At 57.8% G+C, this 20,540-nt stretch carries 17 protein-coding genes; 9 read left to right on the top strand and 8 right to left on the bottom strand.

The window, feature by feature from the left end; translation table 11 throughout:
• The 7 genes from ABWQ15_RS13385 to ABWQ15_RS13355 form a co-directional block, all read right to left on the bottom strand.
• A partial coding sequence (locus ABWQ15_RS13385; RefSeq protein ID WP_353909277.1) for a hypothetical protein occupies window positions 1-784 on the bottom strand: 784 nt, incomplete at its 3' end.
• Window positions 781-1,053 (bottom strand): RNase P modulator RnpM, encoded by a 273-nt coding sequence (rnpM, locus tag ABWQ15_RS13380; RefSeq protein WP_353909276.1) that lies wholly within the window; start codon window positions 1,051-1,053, stop codon window positions 781-783. The genes ABWQ15_RS13385 and rnpM, both read right to left, overlap by 4 nt.
• Before the next feature lie 24 nt (window positions 1,054-1,077).
• On the bottom strand, window positions 1,078-2,229 hold the full coding sequence (gene nusA, locus ABWQ15_RS13375; RefSeq protein ID WP_353909275.1) for a transcription termination factor NusA: 1,152 nt from the start codon (window positions 2,227-2,229) through the stop codon (window positions 1,078-1,080).
• 58 nt (window positions 2,230-2,287) lie between these two features.
• Window positions 2,288-2,752 carry a ribosome maturation factor RimP gene (gene rimP, locus ABWQ15_RS13370; RefSeq protein ID WP_353909274.1) on the bottom strand — a complete coding sequence of 155 codons (465 nt, stop codon included), beginning with the start codon at window positions 2,750-2,752 and terminating at the stop codon, window positions 2,288-2,290.
• Window positions 2,753-3,012: 260 nt separating this feature from the next.
• Complete coding sequence (locus ABWQ15_RS13365; protein ID WP_353909273.1) at window positions 3,013-3,831, bottom strand: metal ABC transporter permease; 819 nt, start codon at window positions 3,829-3,831, stop codon at window positions 3,013-3,015.
• Entirely contained in the window at window positions 3,831-4,544 is a 714-nt protein-coding gene (locus ABWQ15_RS13360) for a metal ABC transporter ATP-binding protein (RefSeq protein WP_353909272.1), read from the bottom strand. Before ABWQ15_RS13360 ends, ABWQ15_RS13365 begins: the two co-directional genes overlap by 1 nt.
• Window positions 4,531-4,953 carry a Fur family transcriptional regulator gene (locus ABWQ15_RS13355; protein ID WP_353909271.1) on the bottom strand — a complete coding sequence of 141 codons (423 nt, stop codon included), beginning with the start codon at window positions 4,951-4,953 and terminating at the stop codon, window positions 4,531-4,533. Before ABWQ15_RS13355 ends, ABWQ15_RS13360 begins: the two co-directional genes overlap by 14 nt.
• Before the next feature lie 205 nt (window positions 4,954-5,158).
• Between ABWQ15_RS13355 and ABWQ15_RS13350 the strand changes: the two genes are divergently transcribed.
• The 9 genes from ABWQ15_RS13350 (at window position 5,159) to ABWQ15_RS13310 (ending at window position 17,947) form a co-directional block, all read left to right on the top strand.
• Window positions 5,159-6,076 carry a nucleotidyltransferase family protein gene (locus ABWQ15_RS13350; RefSeq protein ID WP_353909270.1) on the top strand — a complete coding sequence of 306 codons (918 nt, stop codon included), beginning with the start codon at window positions 5,159-5,161 and terminating at the stop codon, window positions 6,074-6,076.
• A gap of 293 nt (window positions 6,077-6,369) precedes the next feature.
• Window positions 6,370-7,977: a sensor histidine kinase gene (locus ABWQ15_RS13345; RefSeq protein ID WP_353909269.1), complete on the top strand. Its 1,608-nt coding sequence runs from the start codon at window positions 6,370-6,372 to the stop codon at window positions 7,975-7,977.
• Complete coding sequence (locus ABWQ15_RS13340) at window positions 7,977-8,675, top strand: response regulator (protein ID WP_353909268.1); 699 nt, start codon at window positions 7,977-7,979, stop codon at window positions 8,673-8,675. Before ABWQ15_RS13345 ends, ABWQ15_RS13340 begins: the two co-directional genes overlap by 1 nt.
• Before the next feature lie 152 nt (window positions 8,676-8,827).
• Entirely contained in the window at window positions 8,828-10,078 is a 1,251-nt protein-coding gene (locus ABWQ15_RS13335) for a sodium/glutamate symporter (protein ID WP_353909267.1), read from the top strand.
• Window positions 10,079-10,221: 143 nt separating this feature from the next.
• Window positions 10,222-11,235 (top strand): TAXI family TRAP transporter solute-binding subunit, encoded by a 1,014-nt coding sequence (locus ABWQ15_RS13330; RefSeq protein ID WP_353909266.1) that lies wholly within the window; start codon window positions 10,222-10,224, stop codon window positions 11,233-11,235.
• A 541-nt stretch (window positions 11,236-11,776) separates the two neighbouring features.
• Window positions 11,777-13,789: a 5'-nucleotidase C-terminal domain-containing protein gene (locus tag ABWQ15_RS13325; protein WP_353909265.1), complete on the top strand. Its 2,013-nt coding sequence runs from the start codon at window positions 11,777-11,779 to the stop codon at window positions 13,787-13,789.
• 190 nt (window positions 13,790-13,979) lie between these two features.
• Window positions 13,980-15,161 (top strand): M20 family metallopeptidase, encoded by a 1,182-nt coding sequence (locus ABWQ15_RS13320; protein WP_353909264.1) that lies wholly within the window; start codon window positions 13,980-13,982, stop codon window positions 15,159-15,161.
• A 17-nt stretch (window positions 15,162-15,178) separates the two neighbouring features.
• Complete coding sequence (locus ABWQ15_RS13315; RefSeq protein ID WP_353909263.1) at window positions 15,179-16,033, top strand: patatin-like phospholipase family protein; 855 nt, start codon at window positions 15,179-15,181, stop codon at window positions 16,031-16,033.
• A 165-nt stretch (window positions 16,034-16,198) separates the two neighbouring features.
• Window positions 16,199-17,947, top strand: coding sequence for a Na/Pi cotransporter family protein (locus ABWQ15_RS13310; protein ID WP_353909262.1), 1,749 nt, complete (start codon window positions 16,199-16,201; stop codon window positions 17,945-17,947).
• 114 nt (window positions 17,948-18,061) lie between these two features.
• On the opposite strand, the gene ftsH is transcribed toward ABWQ15_RS13310, so the two are convergent.
• A complete protein-coding gene (gene ftsH, locus ABWQ15_RS13305) occupies window positions 18,062-20,341 on the bottom strand; it encodes an ATP-dependent zinc metalloprotease FtsH (protein ID WP_353909261.1) in 2,280 nt (759 codons plus the stop codon).
• Window positions 20,342-20,540 lie beyond the last annotated feature (199 nt).

The raw sequence follows: 20,540 nt of genomic DNA, 5'->3' as shown, positions 1-20,540 counted from the left end.
CTCCGGGTGCGCCGGGCTTGCCGAAGGGCTTCCGCTCTCCGGGTGCGCCGGGCTTACCGAAGGGCTTCCGGTCTCCGGGTGCGCCGGGCCTGCCGAAGGGCTTCCGCTCTCCGGGTGCGCCGGGCTTGCCAAACGGCTTCCGGTCTCCGGGTGCGCCGGGCTTACCAAACGGCTTCCGGTCTCCGGGTGCGCCGGGCTTGCCGAAGGGCTTCCGGTCTCCGAACTCTCCGGGCTTGCCGAAGGACTTCCGCTCAAAGCTTTTACCAATAGGCGGCCTGCCGCTGCCTCGTGCCTGCCGCTGCGGTTTCGCCGCAGGCATCGGCTCCGTCGGATTCTCCGCCGCTTTCACCTCGCCGGGCTTCCGCTTTATACCCCGTCGGAGGTTCTTTTCGTGAAGAGCCTCCTCCGTTTTCCGCAGTGCGGCCCGCTGCGCCTTGACCTCCAGCCGGTCCGCCGCGTCGCCATAAGTCTCCGCGTCGTCGTCCGCCAAGCGGCGGGCAATGGAGGCGGCAAAGCCGAAGTCGGTCACCCCCAGAAGCGCGCAGCTGCCATAGCCGACGGCTCTTCCCAATTCTTCCTTCGTAAAGGGAACCCGGATCTGAAGGCACTGGCCTATCTCGGAAAAGTGGGCCGCCCGCCGGACGGTGTTCTCCCCCGCATCGTTGGCCAACAGCAGCAGCCGCACATCCCGCGCCCGGGCTGCGGACTCCACCGGCTCCTCTCCGACCTCCAGCATTCCGGCCCGTTTGCACAGACCCAGCGTGGACAATAATTCCTTATTCATTGGCCGCCTCCCAATTGACGCTCCATGGCGTCGTATACCTCCGGGGGAATCTGGGCCTCAAAGGCCCGCTCCAGCGCCCGGGACTTCCGTGCCTTGCGCAGGCACTCCACATTCGGACAAACATATGCGCCCCGACCGGGCTTGCGGCCCTTTTCGTCCAATGAGACCTCGCCCTCCGGGGACTTCACCACTCGGATCAGCGTCTTTTTCTCTTTCATTTCCCGGCAGCCCACACACTGCCGCTGCGGGATCTTCTTCACCTTCGGCATGGTGTTCCCCCCGTTCCTCTTCGCTTATTCCGTGTCGTCCGCAGACGCTTCACTCTCGGCGGCGGGCTCTGCCGCCGCTTCTTCCTTGAAGCTCGCGGGCTTGATGTCGATCTTATAGCCGGTGAGCCGAGCCGCAAGGCGGGCGTTCTGCCCCTCCTTGCCGATGGCCAGGGACAGCTGATCGTCCGGCACCAGCACGCGGCAGGCCTTGCCCTCGTCCGCCATCCACACATCCACCACATCGGCGGGTGCCAAGGCGGCGGCGATGAACGTGGCGGGGTCCTCGCTGAACTTCACAATGTCGATCTTCTCGCCCCGCAGCTCCGCCACAATGTTCTCCACCCGCTGTCCCTTGGGGCCGACGCAGGCGCCGATGGGATCCACGTTTTCATCGTTTGACCAGACGGCCATCTTCGTGCGGCTTCCGGCCTCCCGGGAGATGGATTTGACCTCTACCGTTCCGTCGTAAATTTCTGGGACTTCCAGCTCGAAAAGGCGCTTGACGAGACCCGGATGGGTACGGGAGATCAGCACCTGGGGGCCGCGGGTAGACCGGCGGACCTCCACTACATAGACCTTGACGTGCATTCCCTCCACCAGTTCTTCGCCGGGGACCTGTTCGCCCGCCATCAAAAGCGCCTCCGTGGTCTCGGTCCCGGTGCCGATGCGCAGAGAGACGTTGCCGTTTCGGGGATCAATTCGGGTGACCACGCCGGTGAGGATTTCGTGCTGCTTGGAGTTAAACTCGTCGTACACCATGCCCCGTTCGGCTTCCCGCAGGCCCTGAATGATGACCTGCTTGCCATTGCCCGCGGCTATGCGGCCAAAGTCTGTGTTGTCCACGGGGACATTGATGACGTCGCCGATTTCATACTTGGCGGACAGTTTCTTCGCCTCGTCGAGAGGCACTTCGTTGAAGGGGTCCACATAGTCCTCTTCGTCCACCACGTTTTTCTGGACAAACATCTGCAGTGTCCGGTGCTCCAGATCCACGTCCACGATCACATTGTCCACCTGATCCTTGCAGTCCCGCTTATAAGCGGTGGTCAGCGCCTGGACGATCTTATCCAGCATAAAGGACTGGGGAATATTCCGCTCTTTTTCAATCATCTCCAGCGCGGTGAAAATCTCATCGCAGTTCATCCCGGCGGGTTCCTTCTGCTTCTTGCCTCTCATTGCCTGTACTCCTTTTATGATATGATACGTTTTCTTCGTTCGTTTTATTTTTCCCGACTCAGGAGAACTCCACTCGCAGTCTCACCAGCGCGGTGTCAGCCTTCTCAAAGGTCATTTCCCCATCGCCGATGCGCACGGTCACGGTCCCGGTTTTTTCGTCATATCCGGTCAGGGTCCCGGCAAATTCCTTCCGCCCGTCCCGGTTGCGGTACAGCCGGACCGTAACCGGGCTGCCCATAAATTTGGAAAAATCACCGGGCCGCTTCAAAGCCCGCTCCGCGCCTGCGGAGCCGACCTCCAGTGTGTAGCTTGCCTCGATGGGGTCCGCCTCGTCCAGCAAATCCGAAAGCTGCCTGGAAATGGCCTCGCAGTCCAGAATGTCCACGCCGCCCTCCTTGTCCAGCAGCACCCGGAGGTACCAGGTGCCCGCCTCCTTCACGTATTCCACGTCCCAAAGGGTACAGCCCTGCTCCGCAATGACGGGGGCCGCCAGTTCGGCGGTCAGTTCCGTGATCTTTTTCATGGGAACGCCTCTCTTTCACGCCGTTCAGCTTCCGGCAAGACTTCCAGCTTTTTCAAATTCCGGCCCTTGGAAAAAGGCCAACAAAAAGAGCGGACACAAGGTCCACTCCACACGAATACCATTACTACCTTAGTAACAGTATCACGATTTTTCCTGAAAATCAAGCTTTTTCTTTGGATTTTCAAAGAAAATTCAAGAAAAGAGTGACAAAACCGGAGCGCACCGTACGCTCCGGTTTTGGAAGACAAATAAAAACCGGTTCAGTTCTTTTTCCGCAGCCGCTGAACCGCGCAGGCCAGCAGGAACAAAACCAGGTCCGCCGCCACCACCGTGGCCCCCACGGGTGTGGACTTCGTGAAAGAAATTGTCAGCCCCGCGCAGAAGCAGAGAACGGCGGTGGCTCCCGCGCAGAGTACCACGCCCCGGAAGCTTCGAAACAGCCGCATGGCCGTCAGCGCCGGGAAGATCACAAGAGACGAAATCAGCATGGCTCCCATCATCCGCATTCCCAGAACGATGGTCAACGCCGTCAGAATGGACAGAAGTGTGTTGTACAGCTCCACCCGCATCCCGGTAGCCCGGGCAAAATTTTCATCAAAGGTGATGGCAAACAGCTTGTGGTAAAACAATACGAATAAAACCAACACCGCTGCGGACACGACCGCGGAAAGCAGCACGTCCGTTTCCGTCATGGCAAGCACGCTGCCAAACATATAGTTGTCCACGTCCGTGGTCATGCCGGTGGTCAGTGAGATCACCAGAATTCCGATGGCCAGCGCCGACGCGCTGATCACGGCGATGGCCGCGTCGTTGCCCATGCGGCTGCCTGAATTCGCCAGTCGCAGCAGAAAAAACGCGGACAAAATCACCACGGGAATGGAAAAGTACAGCGGCGTGATCCCCAGCGCCACCGCCACCGCCAGTGCGCCGAAGGATACGTGGCTCAATCCGTCGCCGATCATGGAGTACCGCTTCAAAACCAGCGACACGCCCAACAGCGCCGCGCACAGGCTCACCAGCACGCCCGCGATCAGCGCCCGCTGCATAAAGGGCCAGGAGAACATTTCCACAAGCTCCATCACTGCTCCTCCTTTTGGAACCGGCGGCCCTCCGGCGACTGGAGATAATCCTCGACCGTCCCATAAAACCAGCTCTTTTTTCCAATGTGCAGCACCGTCCGGGCATTTTCCAGAGCGGAGCGCAGATCGTGCGTCACCATGACCACCGCCATGCCCTCTTTTTCGTTGAGATAGCGCAGGGTCTTGTAAAGGTCCTGCGCTGCGGCGGGGTCCAGCCCCGTAATGGGCTCGTCCAGAATCAAAAGCCGTCCGGCGGCGCACAGCGCCCGAGCCAGCAGAGCCCGTTGCTGCTGTCCGCCGGAGAGATCCCGATAACACCGGTCCTTCAATTCCAGGATGCCGAGCTTTCCGATAGCCTGCAGCGCCGCGGTCTTCTGGGCCGCCGTGTAGAAAAATCGGAATCCCTTCTGATTCAGAAAGCCTGACAGCACTACCTCGTAAACCGTAGCGGGAAAATCCTTCTGGGCCCGGGTCTGCTGGGGCAGGTAGCCCACCGCGCCGTTTTTCAGTTCCACCGCCCGTTCGATGCTGCCCTCCATGGGGCTGATCAGGCCCAGAAGTCCTTTCATCAGCGTGGATTTTCCCGAACCGTTGTCCCCCACCACGCAGAGGTAATCTCCGGCGGACACGCTCAGATTCAAACCCGACAGAATCGCACGGCCCTCATAGCCCAAGGCCGTGTCCCGACAGACAATCAGCTCATTTGTCTCCATGTTCCCGCTCCTTTTTCGCACACTCTTCGCATAGCCCGGAGAACAGTGTCCGCCGGTGATCCACTGTAAAATGATGCTCCCGCAGCAAATGCTCGTACAGGGGCTGCAATTGGGTGCAGTCCAGATGGAGGATGCGCCCGCAGCATTCGCACTTCAAAAGCAGGCAGTCCTGTTTTCCGTCTCCCTCCGGGTGGCTGCAATACTGAAAATAGGCGCCCTCCTCGGTATTTACCTTGTGAACCCGGCCCGTGGCCTCCAGCTTTTCCATCTGGCGATATACCGTGGCAAGGCCCACCGGATGGCCGCTGCGCCGCAGGTCCGCCGTCAGGTCCGCTGCGGACATGGGTTCGTCCGGCCGCGCCTGAAGGCAGTTCAGAATCGCCTGCTGCTGTTTTGTGGAATAGGGCATAGGCCGCCCTCCTTAAATTTGAAAATCATTTTCATATTATAGATGTCGGTAAAAAATTGTCAAGCATATACTTTTGCTGTTGCAAACAGACGCGCAAAAGTGTATGGTAGAGGCAAGGCTGTGAAACGCGGCTAAATTTTTACGCAATAATTACGCAAGAGCGCGCCTGTCTCCGCGGGCCGCGCGGCGGACGTATGGAGGGTTTATGAAAGTATCTCTGGTCATCATGGCAGCGGGGCTGGGTTCCCGATACGGCGGCAGCAAGCAGGTGGACGGCATCGGTCCCAACAATGAAATTTTAATGGAATATTCCATTTACGACGCCCTGAGGGCGGGCTTCAACAAGGTGGTCTTTATTATCAAACCGGAGATGGAACCGCTGATGGAGCGCATCTGCGGCGAGTATCTGCGCAGACGCACCGCTCTGGACGGCACCCCTGTGGAGGTGGCTTATGTACATCAGGACTTTTCCTCCGTGCCGGACTTTTATCAGATCCCCGTCGAACGGACAAAGCCCTTCGGCACGGTCCACGCCCTGCTCTGCGCGGCGAAGGCCGTCCACGAGCCGTTCTGCGTGATCAATGCCGACGACTACTACGGGATCGACGCCTACCGCGCCATTTACGACGAACTGGCAACGCTGCCTGAGAACGGCCGCGGCGCCATGGTGGGCTATCTCCTGAAAAACACCGCCAGCCTCCACGGGACGGTGTCCCGCGGCATCTGCGCCGTGGCGGAGGGAAAGCTCCGGTCCGTGCGGGAGACTCTGAAGATCCAGCTCTATCCGGACGGAACCTTGAAAGACCTGGCGGAGGACCGCTCCCTTGACCCGGACACGGTGGTATCCATGAATTTCTGGGGCTTTACCCCTGGGGTTTTCCCCGCCCTGAAATCCTATTTTGAGAACTTTCTCCGCACCGAGGCGGGAGACAATATCAAGGCCGAGTGCCTGCTCCCCATGATGGTGGGAAATCAGCTGGAATCCGGCTCCATGGAGATTTCCGTCCTCCACTCCGCCGACCGTTGGTTTGGCATGACGTACCGCGAGGATCGGGCGCGCGTGGCGGAGGAGCTGAGAAAGCTCCATGCCTCCGGCGCTTACCCCGCCTCGCTGAAAGGCTGAGCCCAATCTTATTCGAAGAGTGAGCCGCCGGAAAGGCCCCATGGGCTTTTCCGGCGGCTCACTCTTGAGTCCTGTACTTTGCTGCGTTGGGTCTTCTCTCATGCAATTATTTCTGAATATGGGCAGTTTATTCAGCAACTTTTCATCCTGCTCGCGGCAAAGCCCAATCAGCACTAAAAGGTATATTGTGGACATTGGCGGGTATCCTTGACGGAAATTCTTACGAACGGTATACTTATTTTACATGCAGCGAGGCACGAAAAGTCCGGGCAGGGGATGGAGGAAGGGCACGAATGGTCAAAAACAAAAGCCAAAATACGCTGGAGCGCAAGCTGTACCGCTCCTTTCTCCTGCTGTCGGCGCTGGTGATCCTGCTATCTCTGGGGATGTCTTTGTATCTGGACATGACCCGCCAGCGCAATCAGGTAGACGCGTCCATCAGCAACTCGGCGGCTTATGTCAGCAAACTTCCAAGCGTGATCGCCATGCTGAAGGCGGGCTATCCCGACCCCAACGTCACCCGAAATATTGACGCGCTGTGCGACAGCATCCCGGATATCAGCGCAGCGGTGATCTGCGACCAGAGCGGCCTGCGGTTCTATCATACGGACCGGCAGAAAACCGGAGAATCCTATGTGGATGGGGAGGAACGTCCCATTTTGGAGGGGGCGGAGCCCTACATCACCACCGGATACAGCACCATGGGCATGCAGCGCCGGGCATTTCACGCCGTCCGCAGCGAAGACGGAACGATCATTGGGTTTGTGATGGTCTCCGTGTTCACCGGCGTCCTCACTGCCCGCCTGACAAACATTGTTGTCCTCCATTTGGCGATTCTGGGTTTAATGCTGCTGGTGAGCTTCTTTTTGACCCATGCCATCTTGCGCTTCCTGCGCGGGACATTGATGGGCTTCCGCCCGGAGGAACTGCTGAGCCGCTATCTCCGGCAGGACGAGGTGCTTGGCGCCGTGGCGGAGGGGCTGGTGGCCTGCGACACCGCGGGCATCGTACTGTTTGTCAATCCGACGGCTCAGGCTTTGTTCGGCGACGGCGTCCAACTGGTTGGACGGCCCGTCTCCGAGTTGTTTTCGGACTCCCGGCAGGAGGAAGTTCTCCGCACCGGGGAAGCCGAGGAGCGCCGCTCCTGGATTGTGGGCGGCCGATCCGTGCTGGCGAGCCAAATCCCCATTCGAGAGCGGGAAAACAGCGCGCCCCAGGGCGTATTGACCATTCTATACGATCGGACGGAAATGCTGCACATGTCCGACGAGTTGTTCGGCGCCCGGAGCATGATCGACGCCCTGCGCTCCTATAACCATGAATTTTCCAACAAACTTCATGTAATTCTCGGGTATCTGGAAGCCGGACAAATTGAGAAGGCCATCTGTTCCATCGTCAACAGCAACCTGATCTCCGGCCAGCTGATCTGCCAGACTGCCGACCAGCTGCGGGTATCGGAGCTGTGTGCGTTGATGATTGGAAAAATGCTCCACGCAGCGGAGCGGGGCATTCAGCTGAATTTGGCAGAGGGGAGCTGCTGCATCGAGCAAGATTTGCTGATTCCCGTGGAGGATATGGTGACGGTGATGGGCAACCTGCTGGAAAACGCCATCGAGGAGCTCTCCTCCGGCGAGCACCCTGTCAAAGAGATCGAGTTCGGTCTTTACTGCCGCCCGGACTGCAGCTTGCTGGTCTGCACCGACACCGGCGGAGGCATTTCACCGGAGGTGCGCTCCAGCATGTTTGAAAAGGGGGCCTCCACCAAGGGGCAATATCGGGGAACAGGACTGTACGCGGTACAGTCCGTGGTGCGGCGTTACGGCGGAAAGATCGACGTGGAGACCGAGCAGGGCGAAGGTACCAGCCTTACGATCACATTTACGCGGGAGGAGGCGGACTGATGTATCGTGTCATAATCATTGAGGACGACCCAATGGTGGCGGCCATCAACCGCCAGTATGTGGAAAACACATCGGACTTTTCCGTGAAGGCGGTGTTTCCCAGCGGCGTGGGCGCGTTGGAATATCTGAAGGAACACGAAGTGTCGCTCATTATTTTGGATTACTACACACCCATGCTCAACGGAATGGAATTTCTTGACCGGCTCCATGGCATGGGCAAAGCCCCGGCAGTCATCATGGTCACCTCCGCCAGCGACGCCCAGACTGTTCGGCAGATGTTTTTACGGGGCGTGGTGGATTATCTGGTCAAGCCGTTTGAATACAGACGTTTTCAAGCGGCGCTGGAAAAGTTCCGCCAAAGCCGGGAACAGTGGGAGGTTCAGGCATCGGCATTGGATCAGGAGGCCATTGACCGCATGACCGGCAGTGCGGGGCAGCCCCTCTCACCGGAGCCTCTGGCCAAGGGACTGAACGCCGCCACCATGCAGATGATCCGGGAGTTTTTGCAGCATAACAGCGGCACGATGTATACAAGCGAGGAGATTGCCGAGCAGGTCCAACTCTCCCGAATCACCGTACGGCGGTATATGAACTATTTGACCCAAACCCACGAGGTTGTCAGTGCCATTGATTATCGGACAGGCGGACGACCTTCCATTCAATACGGAATGGACGACATGCACAAAAAGCAGGGCTAAAAATCAGCAAAAAGCCAATAAAACACAGAATACGATACGTACAAAAGGAGTACGATACGTACTTAAATTGAATTGCATTCTCTTTGCCCGATATACTATTGCTTGTGTTAGGCGCCGGTTTTGCCGGAGCCGGAAAGAAGGGAAGAGAATTCATGGACAAGATTCTGAGTTATTTCGGAACCTATACCCCCCCAGCGGACGGAGCGATTGCCTCGTTCAAGTTCGAGTATCTCACGGCATTGGGCTTTGCCGCCATCGTAATTTTCCTGGGCCGCGCACTGGTGCGGCACTCTAAGCTTCTCCGCAAGTACGCAATTCCTGCACCTGTGGTCTCCGGCCTGATTTTCTCTCTGGTGGTTTCTTTCATCAAAATGTCCGGTGCCATGGCGTTCTCCTTTGACACGAAAGTGATGCAGGATCTGTGCCAGAACCTGTTCTTCCTGTGCGTGGGCTTCGGCTTCAGCTGGAAGATGATTCGCCGCGCCGGAGGTAAGCTGTGCGTTATGATCGCGCTGGCCGCCTGCCTTTTGATCACGCTGCAGGATATTCTGGGCGTGGTTGTCGGCAATCTGGTGGGGCTGCACCCGCTGCTGGCACTCCAGTGCTCCTCCGCCGCCATGGCTGGCGGTGTGGGCACCGCCTCCGCCTTCGGCCCTATCTTCGAGGGCATGGGCGCGCCCGACGCCACTACCGTGGGCGTTGCTGCGGGCACAATGGGCAATATCTTGGGCTCTTTGATCGGCGGGCCTGTGGCTGCGTTCCTCATCAGCCGCCACAATCTGAAATCCGACCCCAACGACAAGCCCGAATCCATAGCTTCCGGCGAGACTCCCCGGCTGGATAACAGCCGCATGATCTCCATGTTTGCCATGTGCCTGCTGCTGGCGGCGCTGGGAATGCCCATCTATATGCTGCTGGACAGCATCCCCAAGATTGAGATGCCCAAGTTCATTGGCTGCCTGATAGCCGGCGCTATCGCCCGCAACGTGATGGAGACCTTCCACATCAAGTTCTACGTCCCCGAGGTAGAAGCCATCGAGCACATGTTCCTGGAGCTGTATCTGGCCCTGGTTCTGATGACCATTGACATTACGAAGTTGACCGCCGTGGCCGGTCAGATGGGCGTGATTCTGCTGGCGCAGGCAGTTTTGATGGCGTTGTTCGGAATTTTCATCTCCTACAACATGTTCGGCCGGAATTACGGTGCGGCGGTCATGACTGCGGGCAACTGCGGCTGGGGCTGCGGCTCCGGACCCAACGCCGTGGCCAACGAGAAGGCGGTTATGGACCAGTACGGCTGGCATAATATAGCGTGGGTGCTGTATCCCTCCTTTGCCGTGCTTATCGACGATATTTATAACCCCATCTTTCTCTCCCTGTTTGGCAGTTTTCTGGTGCACTAAATAAAGTTGAAGTTTATTTGACCGACAAAACGGGCCTCCCACCGGGAGGCCCGTTTTGTCGTATAAAACCGTAGAAAAATTCTGAAGACTGTGCTATGATTATGTGAAATTTAAATCCGCGGGAGTGGGGAGATGGTGAGCCGATGAAAAAAGATACTCGCGACCGGCAGCGCATTATACTGCGGCAGCTGGTTTTGGCAGGTCTGCTGACGTCGGTCTGCCTGCTTTCGGGCTGCGGGCTGACGGTGCAAAAGGAACCCTCCCCGGAGATTCGTGTCCTCACCATCGGCACCGCCGACAGCGGCGGCACCATGTACCCGGTCGGGCGGGCCGTGGCTGGGGTATTGAACGAGAATGTCCCCGACCTTAAAATCAACACCAGCGCGTCCAGCGGTTCTGCCGCCAACGTGGAGAGCCTGCGGGACGGGCAGATCGACATGGGCCTTGTCAGCGGCGATGTGGCTTGGTGCGCCTGGCGGGGCGAGGGTGAATTTCAGGGGAACTCCATGGAGAATCTGCGGGCCATCGGCGCACTGTATGTGAGTCTTTCCAACTGGATCGCGCCGGAATCGCTGGGTATCGAATACGTCCACGAACTGCTTGGAAAGCGGGTTGCCGTGGGTCCGGAGGACTCCACCTCGGAGCTTTCCGCCCGAGTGGCTCTGAGCGCGGTGGGGCTGACTGCCAACAATACCACGCTTGAAAATCAGGGGCTGGGCTCCGGCGGAGTGGCGCTTCTGAACGGAGATCTGGACGCACTTCAGGGTTTTGCCGGGATTCCGGTGAAGGGCTTGAGCGATCTGGCTGAGCAGAAGCCCTGCCGCGTTCTGCGGTTCACGGATGAGGAACTGGACGCCATTCTGGGGAAAAACAAACAGTATGTCCGCGGCGTGATTCCGGCCGGAACCTACGCGGGGCAGACGGAGGATGTGGAGACCTTCGGCGTCAAGTGTCTGCTGTGCGTGGATGCGGACATGGACGACGATTTGGCCGGCACCATCGCCCGCGTCCTCTGGGAATCTACTGGAGAACTGGCGGAGCGGCACGCGGCCCTCTCCGCTATGAGTGAGGACAACTTTCTGTACAGTGATCTGCCGGTACCGCTTCATCCCGGCGCAGCACAGTTTTACCGGAGCGAGGGCCTTTTGAGCGAGTGAGCCCACTGGCCAGTGCGGTATCTATTTTGCTGCTTCCTTCACTGTCAACGAGCTTTCCGCTGTTAAACGAAAGGACCTTATCACATGTCTTTAATCGTATTCCCGCTTTTGCTTGCGGTTTTCATTGCTATCCCCGTTATGATCGGCGTCTACGTTTATAAGGACGCACAGAGCCGCAGGATGAACGCTGTTCTTTGGACGCTGGTGGCTATTTTTGCACCAGGGCTGACCGGTTTTATCATCTATCTTCTGGTACGCAGAGATTATCCCAGCCTAAGATGCCTCTCCTCAGCGGGAGGGTCCGCCCGCCGGCCAGTCACATCTCATTCAGGCGGATGGGCAAAATCCCGGAGCAGGACGGAATGAACTCCGCCCCACTCCGGGATTGCTATTTTTTGCAGTATGGTCTTTTACACGTGTCCCATTTGTAAAATGCTCTGCTATTTTTAAATTAAATTGCATAAAAGCTCTTGTGAAGCGAACGGGCGGGCGCTATAATGGAAACATCTCCCAGCGGGAATATCATAAAGGAGGCTGAAAGATGAAAATGAAAAAGCTCTCAGCGCTGCTCCTGGCTCTGGTCATGGCGGTCAGTCTGGCGGTCCCCGCTCTGGCGGCGGACGAAACCCAGACGGTTACCATTCTCCAGACCAGCGACCTGCATGGCATGGTCAACCCTTATGACTACGCGTCCAACAAGGCAAGCAAGACCAGCATGGCTCACGCGGCGGCGATTATTGCGGCGGAGCGGAAAACGGACCCCAATCTGCTCCTGATTGACACCGGCGACGCCACGCAGGCCAATTACATCCAGGAATTCAAGGACCAGGTTCCCGACCCCATGATTGACGCCATGAACTATCTGGACTATGATGCCTGGACCCTGGGCAACCACGAGTTCAACTTCGGGTTCAACTATGTGGAAAAGGAAATCAAGGAGTTCAAGGGCGTCACGCTGGCGGGCAATATCTACCAGAAGGACGGCTCACGCTGGCTGAACGCCTATCAGATCTTCGACGTGAACGGCGTGAAGGTGGCCGTGTTCGGTATTGATGCGCCCCACATTCCCATCTGGGAGAAGTCCGACCCCACGCACTACAACAATATGACCTTCACCACACCGATGGAGGAGACCGGAAAAATTCTCAAGGAGCTGGACGGCAAGGCCGATGTCATCATCGGCTCCGTACACTACGGTCTGGACGGCGAGTACAACACCCCGGGTATGCGCGAGGTGGCCGAGACCTACGGAGATAAGATCGACGCACTGTTTATCGGCCACGCCCACTCTAAAGTGGATGAGACGATCGGCGGTGTCCCCGTGCTGGAGCCGGGCTCAAACGGCCAGTATGTCTCCAAGGTTACTCTCTCTCTGACGAAGAAAAACGGCAGCTGGGACGTGACCAAGACCGACGCCGGCCTGATCGACTGCTCCACCGTGACTCCCGATGCGGCCTTCCTGGCAAAGTTCAAGTCTCTGGATGAAAAGAGCAAGGCGCTGGCTGCCAAGCAGGTGGGTCAGGTCGGTAAAACCTTCCTGGACCCCGTGGAGCTTCTCCCCGGTATTCCCAACGCGATTTTGCAGGACAACCCCGTCCTGGACCTTATCAATCAGGTGCAGATGAAGAAGGTCGGCGCGGACGTGTCTCTGGCTGCCCTGTTTGACGCCAGTTCCAATTTGGAGAAGGGCCCCTTCCTGAACCGGGACAGCGTGAAGATCTACAAGTACGACAACACGCTGTACGGCGTGAAGGTCACCGGCAAGCAGCTCAAGGCCATCATGGAACAGCAGGCCGGAAGCTTCTTCAACCAGTACAAGGCCGGCGACGTGACCATCAGCTTCAACCCCGACATCCGGATGTACAACTATGACGAATTTGCCGGCGTGAACTATGAGATTAACATCTCCAAACCCGTCGGTTCCCGCATTCAGAACGTCACCTACAAGGGCAAGCCCCTCAGCGACACCCAGACCCTGGTGCTGGCTCTGAACAACTACCGCTACGGTGGTCTGGTTAACGCGGGCCTTTTGAATGAGACCGACGTGGTGTACGAGGGCGGCGCGATCCGGGACATGATTACTGACTATGTTGCCGCACTGAAGACTCCTCTGATGCCTCAGTGCGATAACAACTGGAAAATTGTGGGTGCAGATCTCAACGATCCCCAGAAGGACCTGATCTATGCGAAGGTCCGCTCCGGCGAACTCTCTGTCCCCACCTCCGAGGACGGCCGCACACCCAATGTTGCTTCTCTGAACGGACCCGCCCTGCGGGCGGCGGGCAAGCTGCCCGCTCTGACCGGCAAAGACGCCGGCACGACCCCTGCCCCCGCAACACCCGTGACCGCCCCCACAACCACACCTGTTGCAACGCCCGTCGCCACGGTCGGCGGCACCTACACCGTGAAATCCGGCGACTGCCTGTGGAGCATCTCCCAGCAGTTCTACGGCACCGGCACAAAGTGGACCGTGATCTACAAGGCCAATACCGCCATCATCAAGAACGCGGACGATATCCAGATTGGTCAGGTCCTGGCCATTCCCGCAGCCTGAACTACTTCCTATCAAAAAGTGGAGACGCCCGCAACGGGCGTCTCCACTTTTTCTGCCTTTGTTTTCCTTGCCCCCATGCAAAAAAAAGCGTATGATAGACCTGTTGGCCCGGGCGGGCGTTCAAAGCCGCGCCGGGACGCGAAATCCGCCCGCCGATTTGCGGCCGGATATTAAATGGGGGCGCATAAAAATGGAACTGCTGGACGCACAGGCGGCAGGGCTGTACGGGGAGATGCTGGCTTTGAAGGAAGACCTGCACCGTCACCCAGAGATCGGCTTTCAGGAGCGGCGGACCACGGCGCTGCTGCGAGAGAAACTGGATGCGCTGGGTCTCCGCCTTGTGGATTTGGGAATGGATACCGGAGTCGCAGCGGTTCTGGAGGGCGAAAGGCCCGGGAAAACCGCGGCCCTGCGGGCGGACATTGACGCCATCGCGGAGACGGAGGAACAAAGCCACGCCGTCCGCTCGGAAATAGCGGGCCTTATGCACGGCTGCGGTCACGATTTTCACACCGCCTGCCTCTATGGTGCGGCAAAGCTGCTGGCGGCCAGGCGGGAGACGCTTTCCGGCCGTGTGGTGTTTTTATTTCAGCCCGCCGAGGAGGAGACGCAGGGAGCGCAAGCCCTGCTGGACAGCGGGATCTGGGAGAAGACCGGCGGAAAGCCAGACTTTATCTTTGGCCTCCACAACCGTCCGGAGCTGCCCACGGGGCAGGTCGCCGTACTAGATGGCCCCATCATGGCGGGGAAGATCAATTTTCGCGTGACACTGCGGGGAAAACCCGGCCACGGCGGTTCGCCCCACAAATGTGTGGACCCGGTGGTGGCGGGAGCGGCGCTGGTGGACGGGGTGCAGACCATCGTCAGCCGCAGCACTGACCCGCAGGACGCTCTGGTATGCGCGGTATACTCCCTCCACACCGACGCGCCGGATTTTTTTGTCCCGGCCTCTCTCACCATGACCGGCAGCATTCGCTATCTCCGGGACGCGGCGCTTCAGCGGGCGGCGGAACGGCTGGACGTTCTGGCGGCGGGCATCGCCGCGGCTTACGGCTGTCAGGCGGAGACAGAGTTGCTGCCTCAGGTCCCGGTGACGCGAAACGCCCCGTCTTTGGCGGAAATTGCAAGACGCGCCGCCTCAGCAACGGTAGGCGTGGGAAACACGGTTTCGCCGCCGCCGGATATGGGCAGTGAGGATTTTGCAATATACGGCACGGAAATTCCCGCCTTTTTCTACTGGCTGGGCAGCGGCTTTCCGGGGCGGGAAAACGCCCCGTGGCACAGCCCCAAATTTTCCACCGACGACGCGGCGCTGCCGCTGGGCGCGGCACTTTTGGCTCGGTCGGCGCTGTTGGCGCTGGAGTGCCTTTGAGCTTTTGAGGTGAAACTATGAAATCAGGAATTGTTTTGGAGGGCGGCGCCTTCCGCACTATTTTCTCCACCGGCGTGTGCGACGCGCTGCTGGACGCGGGGCTGCTGCCGGATTATTTCATCGGCGTGTCCGCCGGGGCTGGTTACGGGATCAGCTATCTCTCGCGGCAGAAATGGCGGAACTTGAATATCATCTGCCACTATGCCAATGATAAACGGTATATGGGCATGGGAAACCTGCTGGATCGAAAAAACCGGTCCTATTTCGGGCTGAAATTTGCCTATGAGGATATTCCAAATCAGTACGTTCCCTTTGACTATGAGGCCTTTTCCGCCTATTCCGGCGAGGCGGAGGCAGTTTTGACGAATCTGAACACCGGAAAGGCGGACTATTATCCCATTTCCTGCACGGACAAGCATTTCACGGTTTTGCAGGCCACCTGCGCCATGCCGCTGCTGTTTCCCATCTTCCACATCAACGGCCAGCTCTATCTGGACGGCGGCTGCGCCGACCCCATACCATGGCAGCGGGCACTGGACAAGGGATGTGAACACCTGCTGGTGGTGCTGACCCGGGAGCGGTCTTATGTACGGAGCGTTGAGAAGTCCGACGGGCTCATCCGGCGTCACTACCGCAAGTATCCCAATTTTCTCGACACCATGCTTCGCCGGGCGGACGCGTACAATGAAAACCGGGAACACCTATTCCAACTGGAGCGGGAGGGCCGGGCCATCATCATCGCTCCGGAGTCCACCAGGGGCTTTTCCCGGATGGAAAAAGACGTAGAAAAGATCCGTGCCCTTTGGCAGGACGGCTATTTCAAGGGCCACGCCGCCGCACCGGAGCTGGCGGAATTCTGGAAAAAGGATTGAGACTGCCGCTTAAGATTTTACGTGGATTTAACATTGCAGGTCTTCCTATACGGATCATTTCCCTATATAATAGATATTGTAAACTTTTATAACGTTGTTTAAAATGGCAGCGCATAGAAGCCAACAATTGTAAATTCCGTGTTAAATACGAAGGAGAACCATTTGATGGACATTTTTTCCGTCTTTACCCTTTGCGGCGGTCTGGCCTTTTTCCTCTTTGGCATGAACACCATGTCCAAGAGCCTTGAGAAAATGGCGGGCGGCAAGCTGGAGCGCACGTTAAAGCGCATGACCTCAAATCCGGCGAGCAGTCTGCTGCTGGGCGCCGGCATCACCATCGCCATTCAGTCCTCCTCTGCCGTAACGGTGATGCTGGTGGGGCTGGTGAACTCCGGCGTCATGGAACTGGGACAGACGATCGGCGTCATCATGGGCAGCAACATCGGGACGACGCTGACCGCTTGGATCCTTTCCCTCAGCGGGATCAAGAGCGGAAACGTATGGGTAAATCTTTTGAAGCCGGAGAACTTCTCGCCATTGGTGGCGCTGGTTGGCATCTTGCTCATTATGGCCTCCAAAAAGCAGAAGAAGCGGGACATCGGCCGTATCCTCATGGGCTTTGCCATTTTGATGTACGGTATGGAGCTGATGAAGGAAGCCGTCAGTCCGCTGCAGGATATGCCTGAATTTGCAAGCATCCTGACTGCATTTAACAATCCCTTGCTGGGCGTGTTGGTGGGCGCGGTATTTACGGGCATCATCCAGTCCTCTGCTGCCTCCGTCGGTATTTTGCAGGCGTTGGCCATGACCGGTGCCGTTACTTACGGCATGGCCATTCCCATCATCATGGGCCAGAACATCGGCACCTGCGTCACCGCGATACTCAGCTCCATCGGTGTCAGCCGCAGCGCGAAGCGGGTGGCGGCGGTCCATATCTCCTTTAATATTATCGGAACAGTGATTTGCCTGTTTCTGTTTTACGGTTTGGGGAGCTTCCTGCCCCTTACGTTCATGGACGACACGGCCAGCGCGGTCAGCGTCGCTCTGTGCCACACAGTTTTCAATGTGTTCACCACCGCTATTCTGCTGCCCTTCTCAAAGCAGCTTGAAAAGCTGGCCTGTATTCTGGTGAAATCGGAAACGAAGAGCGAGCAATTCGCGTTTTTGGACCCCCTACTGCTCCGCACTCCCGGCGCGGCAATCAATGAATGCATCGCTATGGTAGGGAAGATGTCCGAGCTCGCCCGCAAGAATTTTCTGCTCGCCGTTGAGCAGCTTGAAAGCTACACCGCCGACCGGGAAACTCAGATTCTGGAGGACGAGGACAAGCTGGATACCTACGAAGACCGTCTGGGCGACTATCTTGTACAGATATCCCGCCATGGACTATCCGGTGAAAACAGCCGTCAGGTTAGCCGCATGCTCCACTGTATCGGAGATTTTGAGCGCATCGGAGATCACGCCGTGAACATACAGGAGTCGGCTCAGGAGCTCCATGACAAGCAGCTGGCGTTTTCTGACTGTGCGAAGGGGGAGCTGGAGGTCCTGAGCAAAGCACTGAATGATATTCTGGATCATGCGCTGGACTGCTTTTCCATCAATGACCCGGAGGCCGCCGTTCTTGTGGAGCCGCTGGAGGAGACCATTGACCGACTGATTGAGGAGATCCGCCTGCGGCACATTGAGCGGCTGCAAAGCGGCGTGTGCACCATCCAGCTCGGATTCATCTTAAACGATCTGCTGACCAATTTCGAGCGCGTGTCAGACCACTGCTCCAACATCGCGGTGTGCGTGATTGAAACGAACCGACCGGACGTTGATGCCCATGTGTATCTGCACAACATCAAACAGGACAGCAGTTTTGCGCAGGCTCTGCAAGTGGACATGAATCGGTATATTCTGCCGAATCCGTGAGGAATCCCGCCATCCAGTAAAGCAAAAACAAAGGACTCATCTCAATGAGATGAGTCCTTTGTTTTACTTGTAGATTCAGGCCCGACCCGGCCGCTCTTTCATCCGCGGCTGGCCTCAGGGCTTCTCACGATAGCCGCCGTCCTCTGGCAGATCGCCGGATGGGGCATCTTCATGCGAATCCTCCGCAACCCCGGAGGACGCTTTTGCTTCTTCGGTGGGTGGCTCCGTCTCAGCAGACGGCTCCGAGGCCGCTTCCGTAGGAGCAGGAGGCTCGACCTTCTCGGAGATCATGTTGATGTGTTTGGCGGGAGCCTCAATTCCGGGGGTCTCCTGCCGGGTGGAGGCATATTCGTCCTCCACCAGCGTCGGGTCCCGGCCTTCAATAATAGCCACCATTTCCGCACCGGTAATGGTTTCCTTTTCCAAAAGGTAAGCGACTACCCGATCCATGTCCTGGCGGTTTTCCCGGATGACCTCCACCGCCTTGCGATAGCAGCCGGTCAGAATATCCCGAACCGATTTATCCATGGCGGCGGCGGTATCCTGCGCGCAATCCATGCCGTATCCACCGTCCAAATACTGATTTCGGCGGGAGGCCAAAGCCATCATGCCGAATTCATCGCTCATACCGTACATGGCCACCATGTTCCGGGCCACCTGCGTGGCGTCCTGAATGTCCTGAGACGCGCCGTTCGTCATGGTGTTCAGCACCACTTCCTCGGCGGCGCGGCCGCCCATGGAAACCGTGATCTTAGCCATCAGCTCATCGCGGGTCCGCAGCTCCGTCTTATCCTCCTCGGGCATCAGCAGCGTGTAACCCAAAGAACCCTGCGTATGGGGGACAATGGTGATCTTTTGCACCGGCTCGGTATTCTTCTGCTTGAAAGCCACCATGGCGTGGCCCACCTCGTGGTACGCCACCAGCTTTTTCTCAAATTCCGTCAGGACGCTGCCCTTTTTCTCCGTACCCGCGATGACCAGTTCAAACGCGGCCAGCAGGTCCCCCTGATTGACTGTTTTGCGGCCCAGACGAACAGCCCGAAGCGCCGCCTCGTTCACCAGATTTGCAAGATCCGCGCCCACGCACCCCGCGGTAGCCAGCGCCACCTTTTTCAGATTCACATCCTCGCTGAGCCGGATGTTCCGGGTGTGTACCTCCAGCGTGGCAACGCGGCCCACAAGATTGGGCCGGTCGATGGTGATGCGCCGGTCAAACCGTCCGGGGCGCAGCAGCGCCTGATCCAATACCTCTGGGCGGTTGGTGGCCGCCAGCAGAATGACACCCTTTGTGGGGTCAAATCCGTCCATTTCCGCCAGCAGCTGGTTCAAGGTTTGCTCCCGCTCATCATTGCCGCCCATGCGGTTGTCGCGGGACTTGCCGATGGTGTCGATCTCGTCGATGAAAACGATGCACGGGGCCACCTTTGCGGCTTCTTTGAAAAGATCCCGGACGCGGCTGGCGCCCACACCCACGAACATCTCCACAAAGTCGGATCCGGAGATGGAGAAGAAGGGTACGTTGGCCTCGCCGGCGACCGCCTTGGCAAGCAGGGTCTTTCCGGTACCCGGAGGGCCCACCAGCAAAGCGCCCTTGGGCAGCTTTGCGCCAATCTCCGTGTATTTTTGCGGATTGTGCAAAAAGTCGATGATTTCCGTAAGAGATTCCTTGGCCTCGTCCTGACCTGCCACGTCCCGGAAGGTAATGCCGGTGGACTTTTCCATATAGACCTTGGCGTTGGCCTTACCCACAGAGCCCACGCCACCCAAGCCACCGATGCCGCCGCCCTTTTTGGCCATGATGCGGAACACCAACGACAACAGCAGCATCATAATGGCGAAGGGCAGAATATAGGTGATGAGCATTTCCAACAGCGGACTAACGGGCGGCGTGTAGGGGGAGCCGCAATCCACCTTGTGCTCCAGGAGTCTTGATATCAGCTCATCGTCGTTCAGCGCCACGGTGTAAAGCTGGAAGCTCCCGTCATCTGGGGCAGTCCTCTTGCTCAGCAGTCCGCCAAGCCCCGCTGCGGCAATGTCTCCGGTTCCGGCGGCAGAATCGTCCTTGGTCTGCTCCGGCATGGGTCCGTATGTCTTACCGTCCTTGTCGGTATAGGTGAAGCCCGCCGCGGGGGTAATGTGGGCCAGTCCCGTACTGGAATCAAATTCCACCTTGGCAATTTTATTGTCCTCTATCAGAGTTACAAACTCTGTATAGCTGATCTCCACAGAGGTTTTGCTCTCGGAACCGGAAATCCAGTTGCCCACGTAGCTGACGATGATTGTCAACAGCAGAGCCCAGCTCACCAGGGAGACAACGCCGCGCCAATTGTTGCCTCCATTTTGCCCGTTTCGCTTGGGACCCTTGCGATTCTTTTGGTCGTTATTCTGACTCATCCAACGAATACTCCTTCAACGAATACTCCTTTGCCTGATAAAAGGTTATACTCAAATTATCTTGCAGTATACCATAAAAAACGGAGGGCCACAAGGACAGCCGTCCTCTTTTCCGTGAAATTTCTGTGAATTCCACTTTATTGTGTGCGAAAACTATGATACAATCATGGTAATTATTGATTGAACGCAAAAAGCCGAA

Source organism: Oscillibacter sp., from assembly GCF_040505565.1.
In the GTDB taxonomy this organism is placed as follows: Bacteria; Bacillota; Clostridia; order Oscillospirales; family Oscillospiraceae; genus Oscillibacter.
This window is presented reverse-complemented; position numbering and strand designations above follow the sequence as displayed.

Bases quoted from the DNA above. Each gene is read 5' to 3' on its own strand.
- rnpM (WP_353909276.1), bottom strand. From the start codon at position 1,053: ATGCCGAAGGTGAAGAAGATCCCGCAGCGGCAGTGTGTGGGCTGCCGG.
- nusA (WP_353909275.1), bottom strand. From the start codon at position 2,229: ATGAGAGGCAAGAAGCAGAAGGAACCCGCCGGGATGAACTGCGATGAG.
- rimP (WP_353909274.1), bottom strand. From the start codon at position 2,752: ATGAAAAAGATCACGGAACTGACCGCCGAACTGGCGGCCCCCGTCATT.
- ABWQ15_RS13365 (WP_353909273.1), bottom strand. From the start codon at position 3,831: ATGGAGCTTGTGGAAATGTTCTCCTGGCCCTTTATGCAGCGGGCGCTG.
- ABWQ15_RS13360 (WP_353909272.1), bottom strand. From the start codon at position 4,544: ATGGAGACAAATGAGCTGATTGTCTGTCGGGACACGGCCTTGGGCTAT.
- ABWQ15_RS13355 (WP_353909271.1), bottom strand. From the start codon at position 4,953: ATGCCCTATTCCACAAAACAGCAGCAGGCGATTCTGAACTGCCTTCAG.
- ABWQ15_RS13350 (WP_353909270.1), top strand. From the start codon at position 5,159: ATGAAAGTATCTCTGGTCATCATGGCAGCGGGGCTGGGTTCCCGATAC.
- ABWQ15_RS13345 (WP_353909269.1), top strand. From the start codon at position 6,370: ATGGTCAAAAACAAAAGCCAAAATACGCTGGAGCGCAAGCTGTACCGC.
- ABWQ15_RS13340 (WP_353909268.1), top strand. From the start codon at position 7,977: ATGTATCGTGTCATAATCATTGAGGACGACCCAATGGTGGCGGCCATC.
- ABWQ15_RS13335 (WP_353909267.1), top strand. From the start codon at position 8,828: ATGGACAAGATTCTGAGTTATTTCGGAACCTATACCCCCCCAGCGGAC.
- ABWQ15_RS13330 (WP_353909266.1), top strand. From the start codon at position 10,222: ATGAAAAAAGATACTCGCGACCGGCAGCGCATTATACTGCGGCAGCTG.
- ABWQ15_RS13325 (WP_353909265.1), top strand. From the start codon at position 11,777: ATGAAAATGAAAAAGCTCTCAGCGCTGCTCCTGGCTCTGGTCATGGCG.
- ABWQ15_RS13320 (WP_353909264.1), top strand. From the start codon at position 13,980: ATGGAACTGCTGGACGCACAGGCGGCAGGGCTGTACGGGGAGATGCTG.
- ABWQ15_RS13315 (WP_353909263.1), top strand. From the start codon at position 15,179: ATGAAATCAGGAATTGTTTTGGAGGGCGGCGCCTTCCGCACTATTTTC.
- ABWQ15_RS13310 (WP_353909262.1), top strand. From the start codon at position 16,199: ATGGACATTTTTTCCGTCTTTACCCTTTGCGGCGGTCTGGCCTTTTTC.
- ftsH (WP_353909261.1), bottom strand. From the start codon at position 20,341: ATGAGTCAGAATAACGACCAAAAGAATCGCAAGGGTCCCAAGCGAAAC.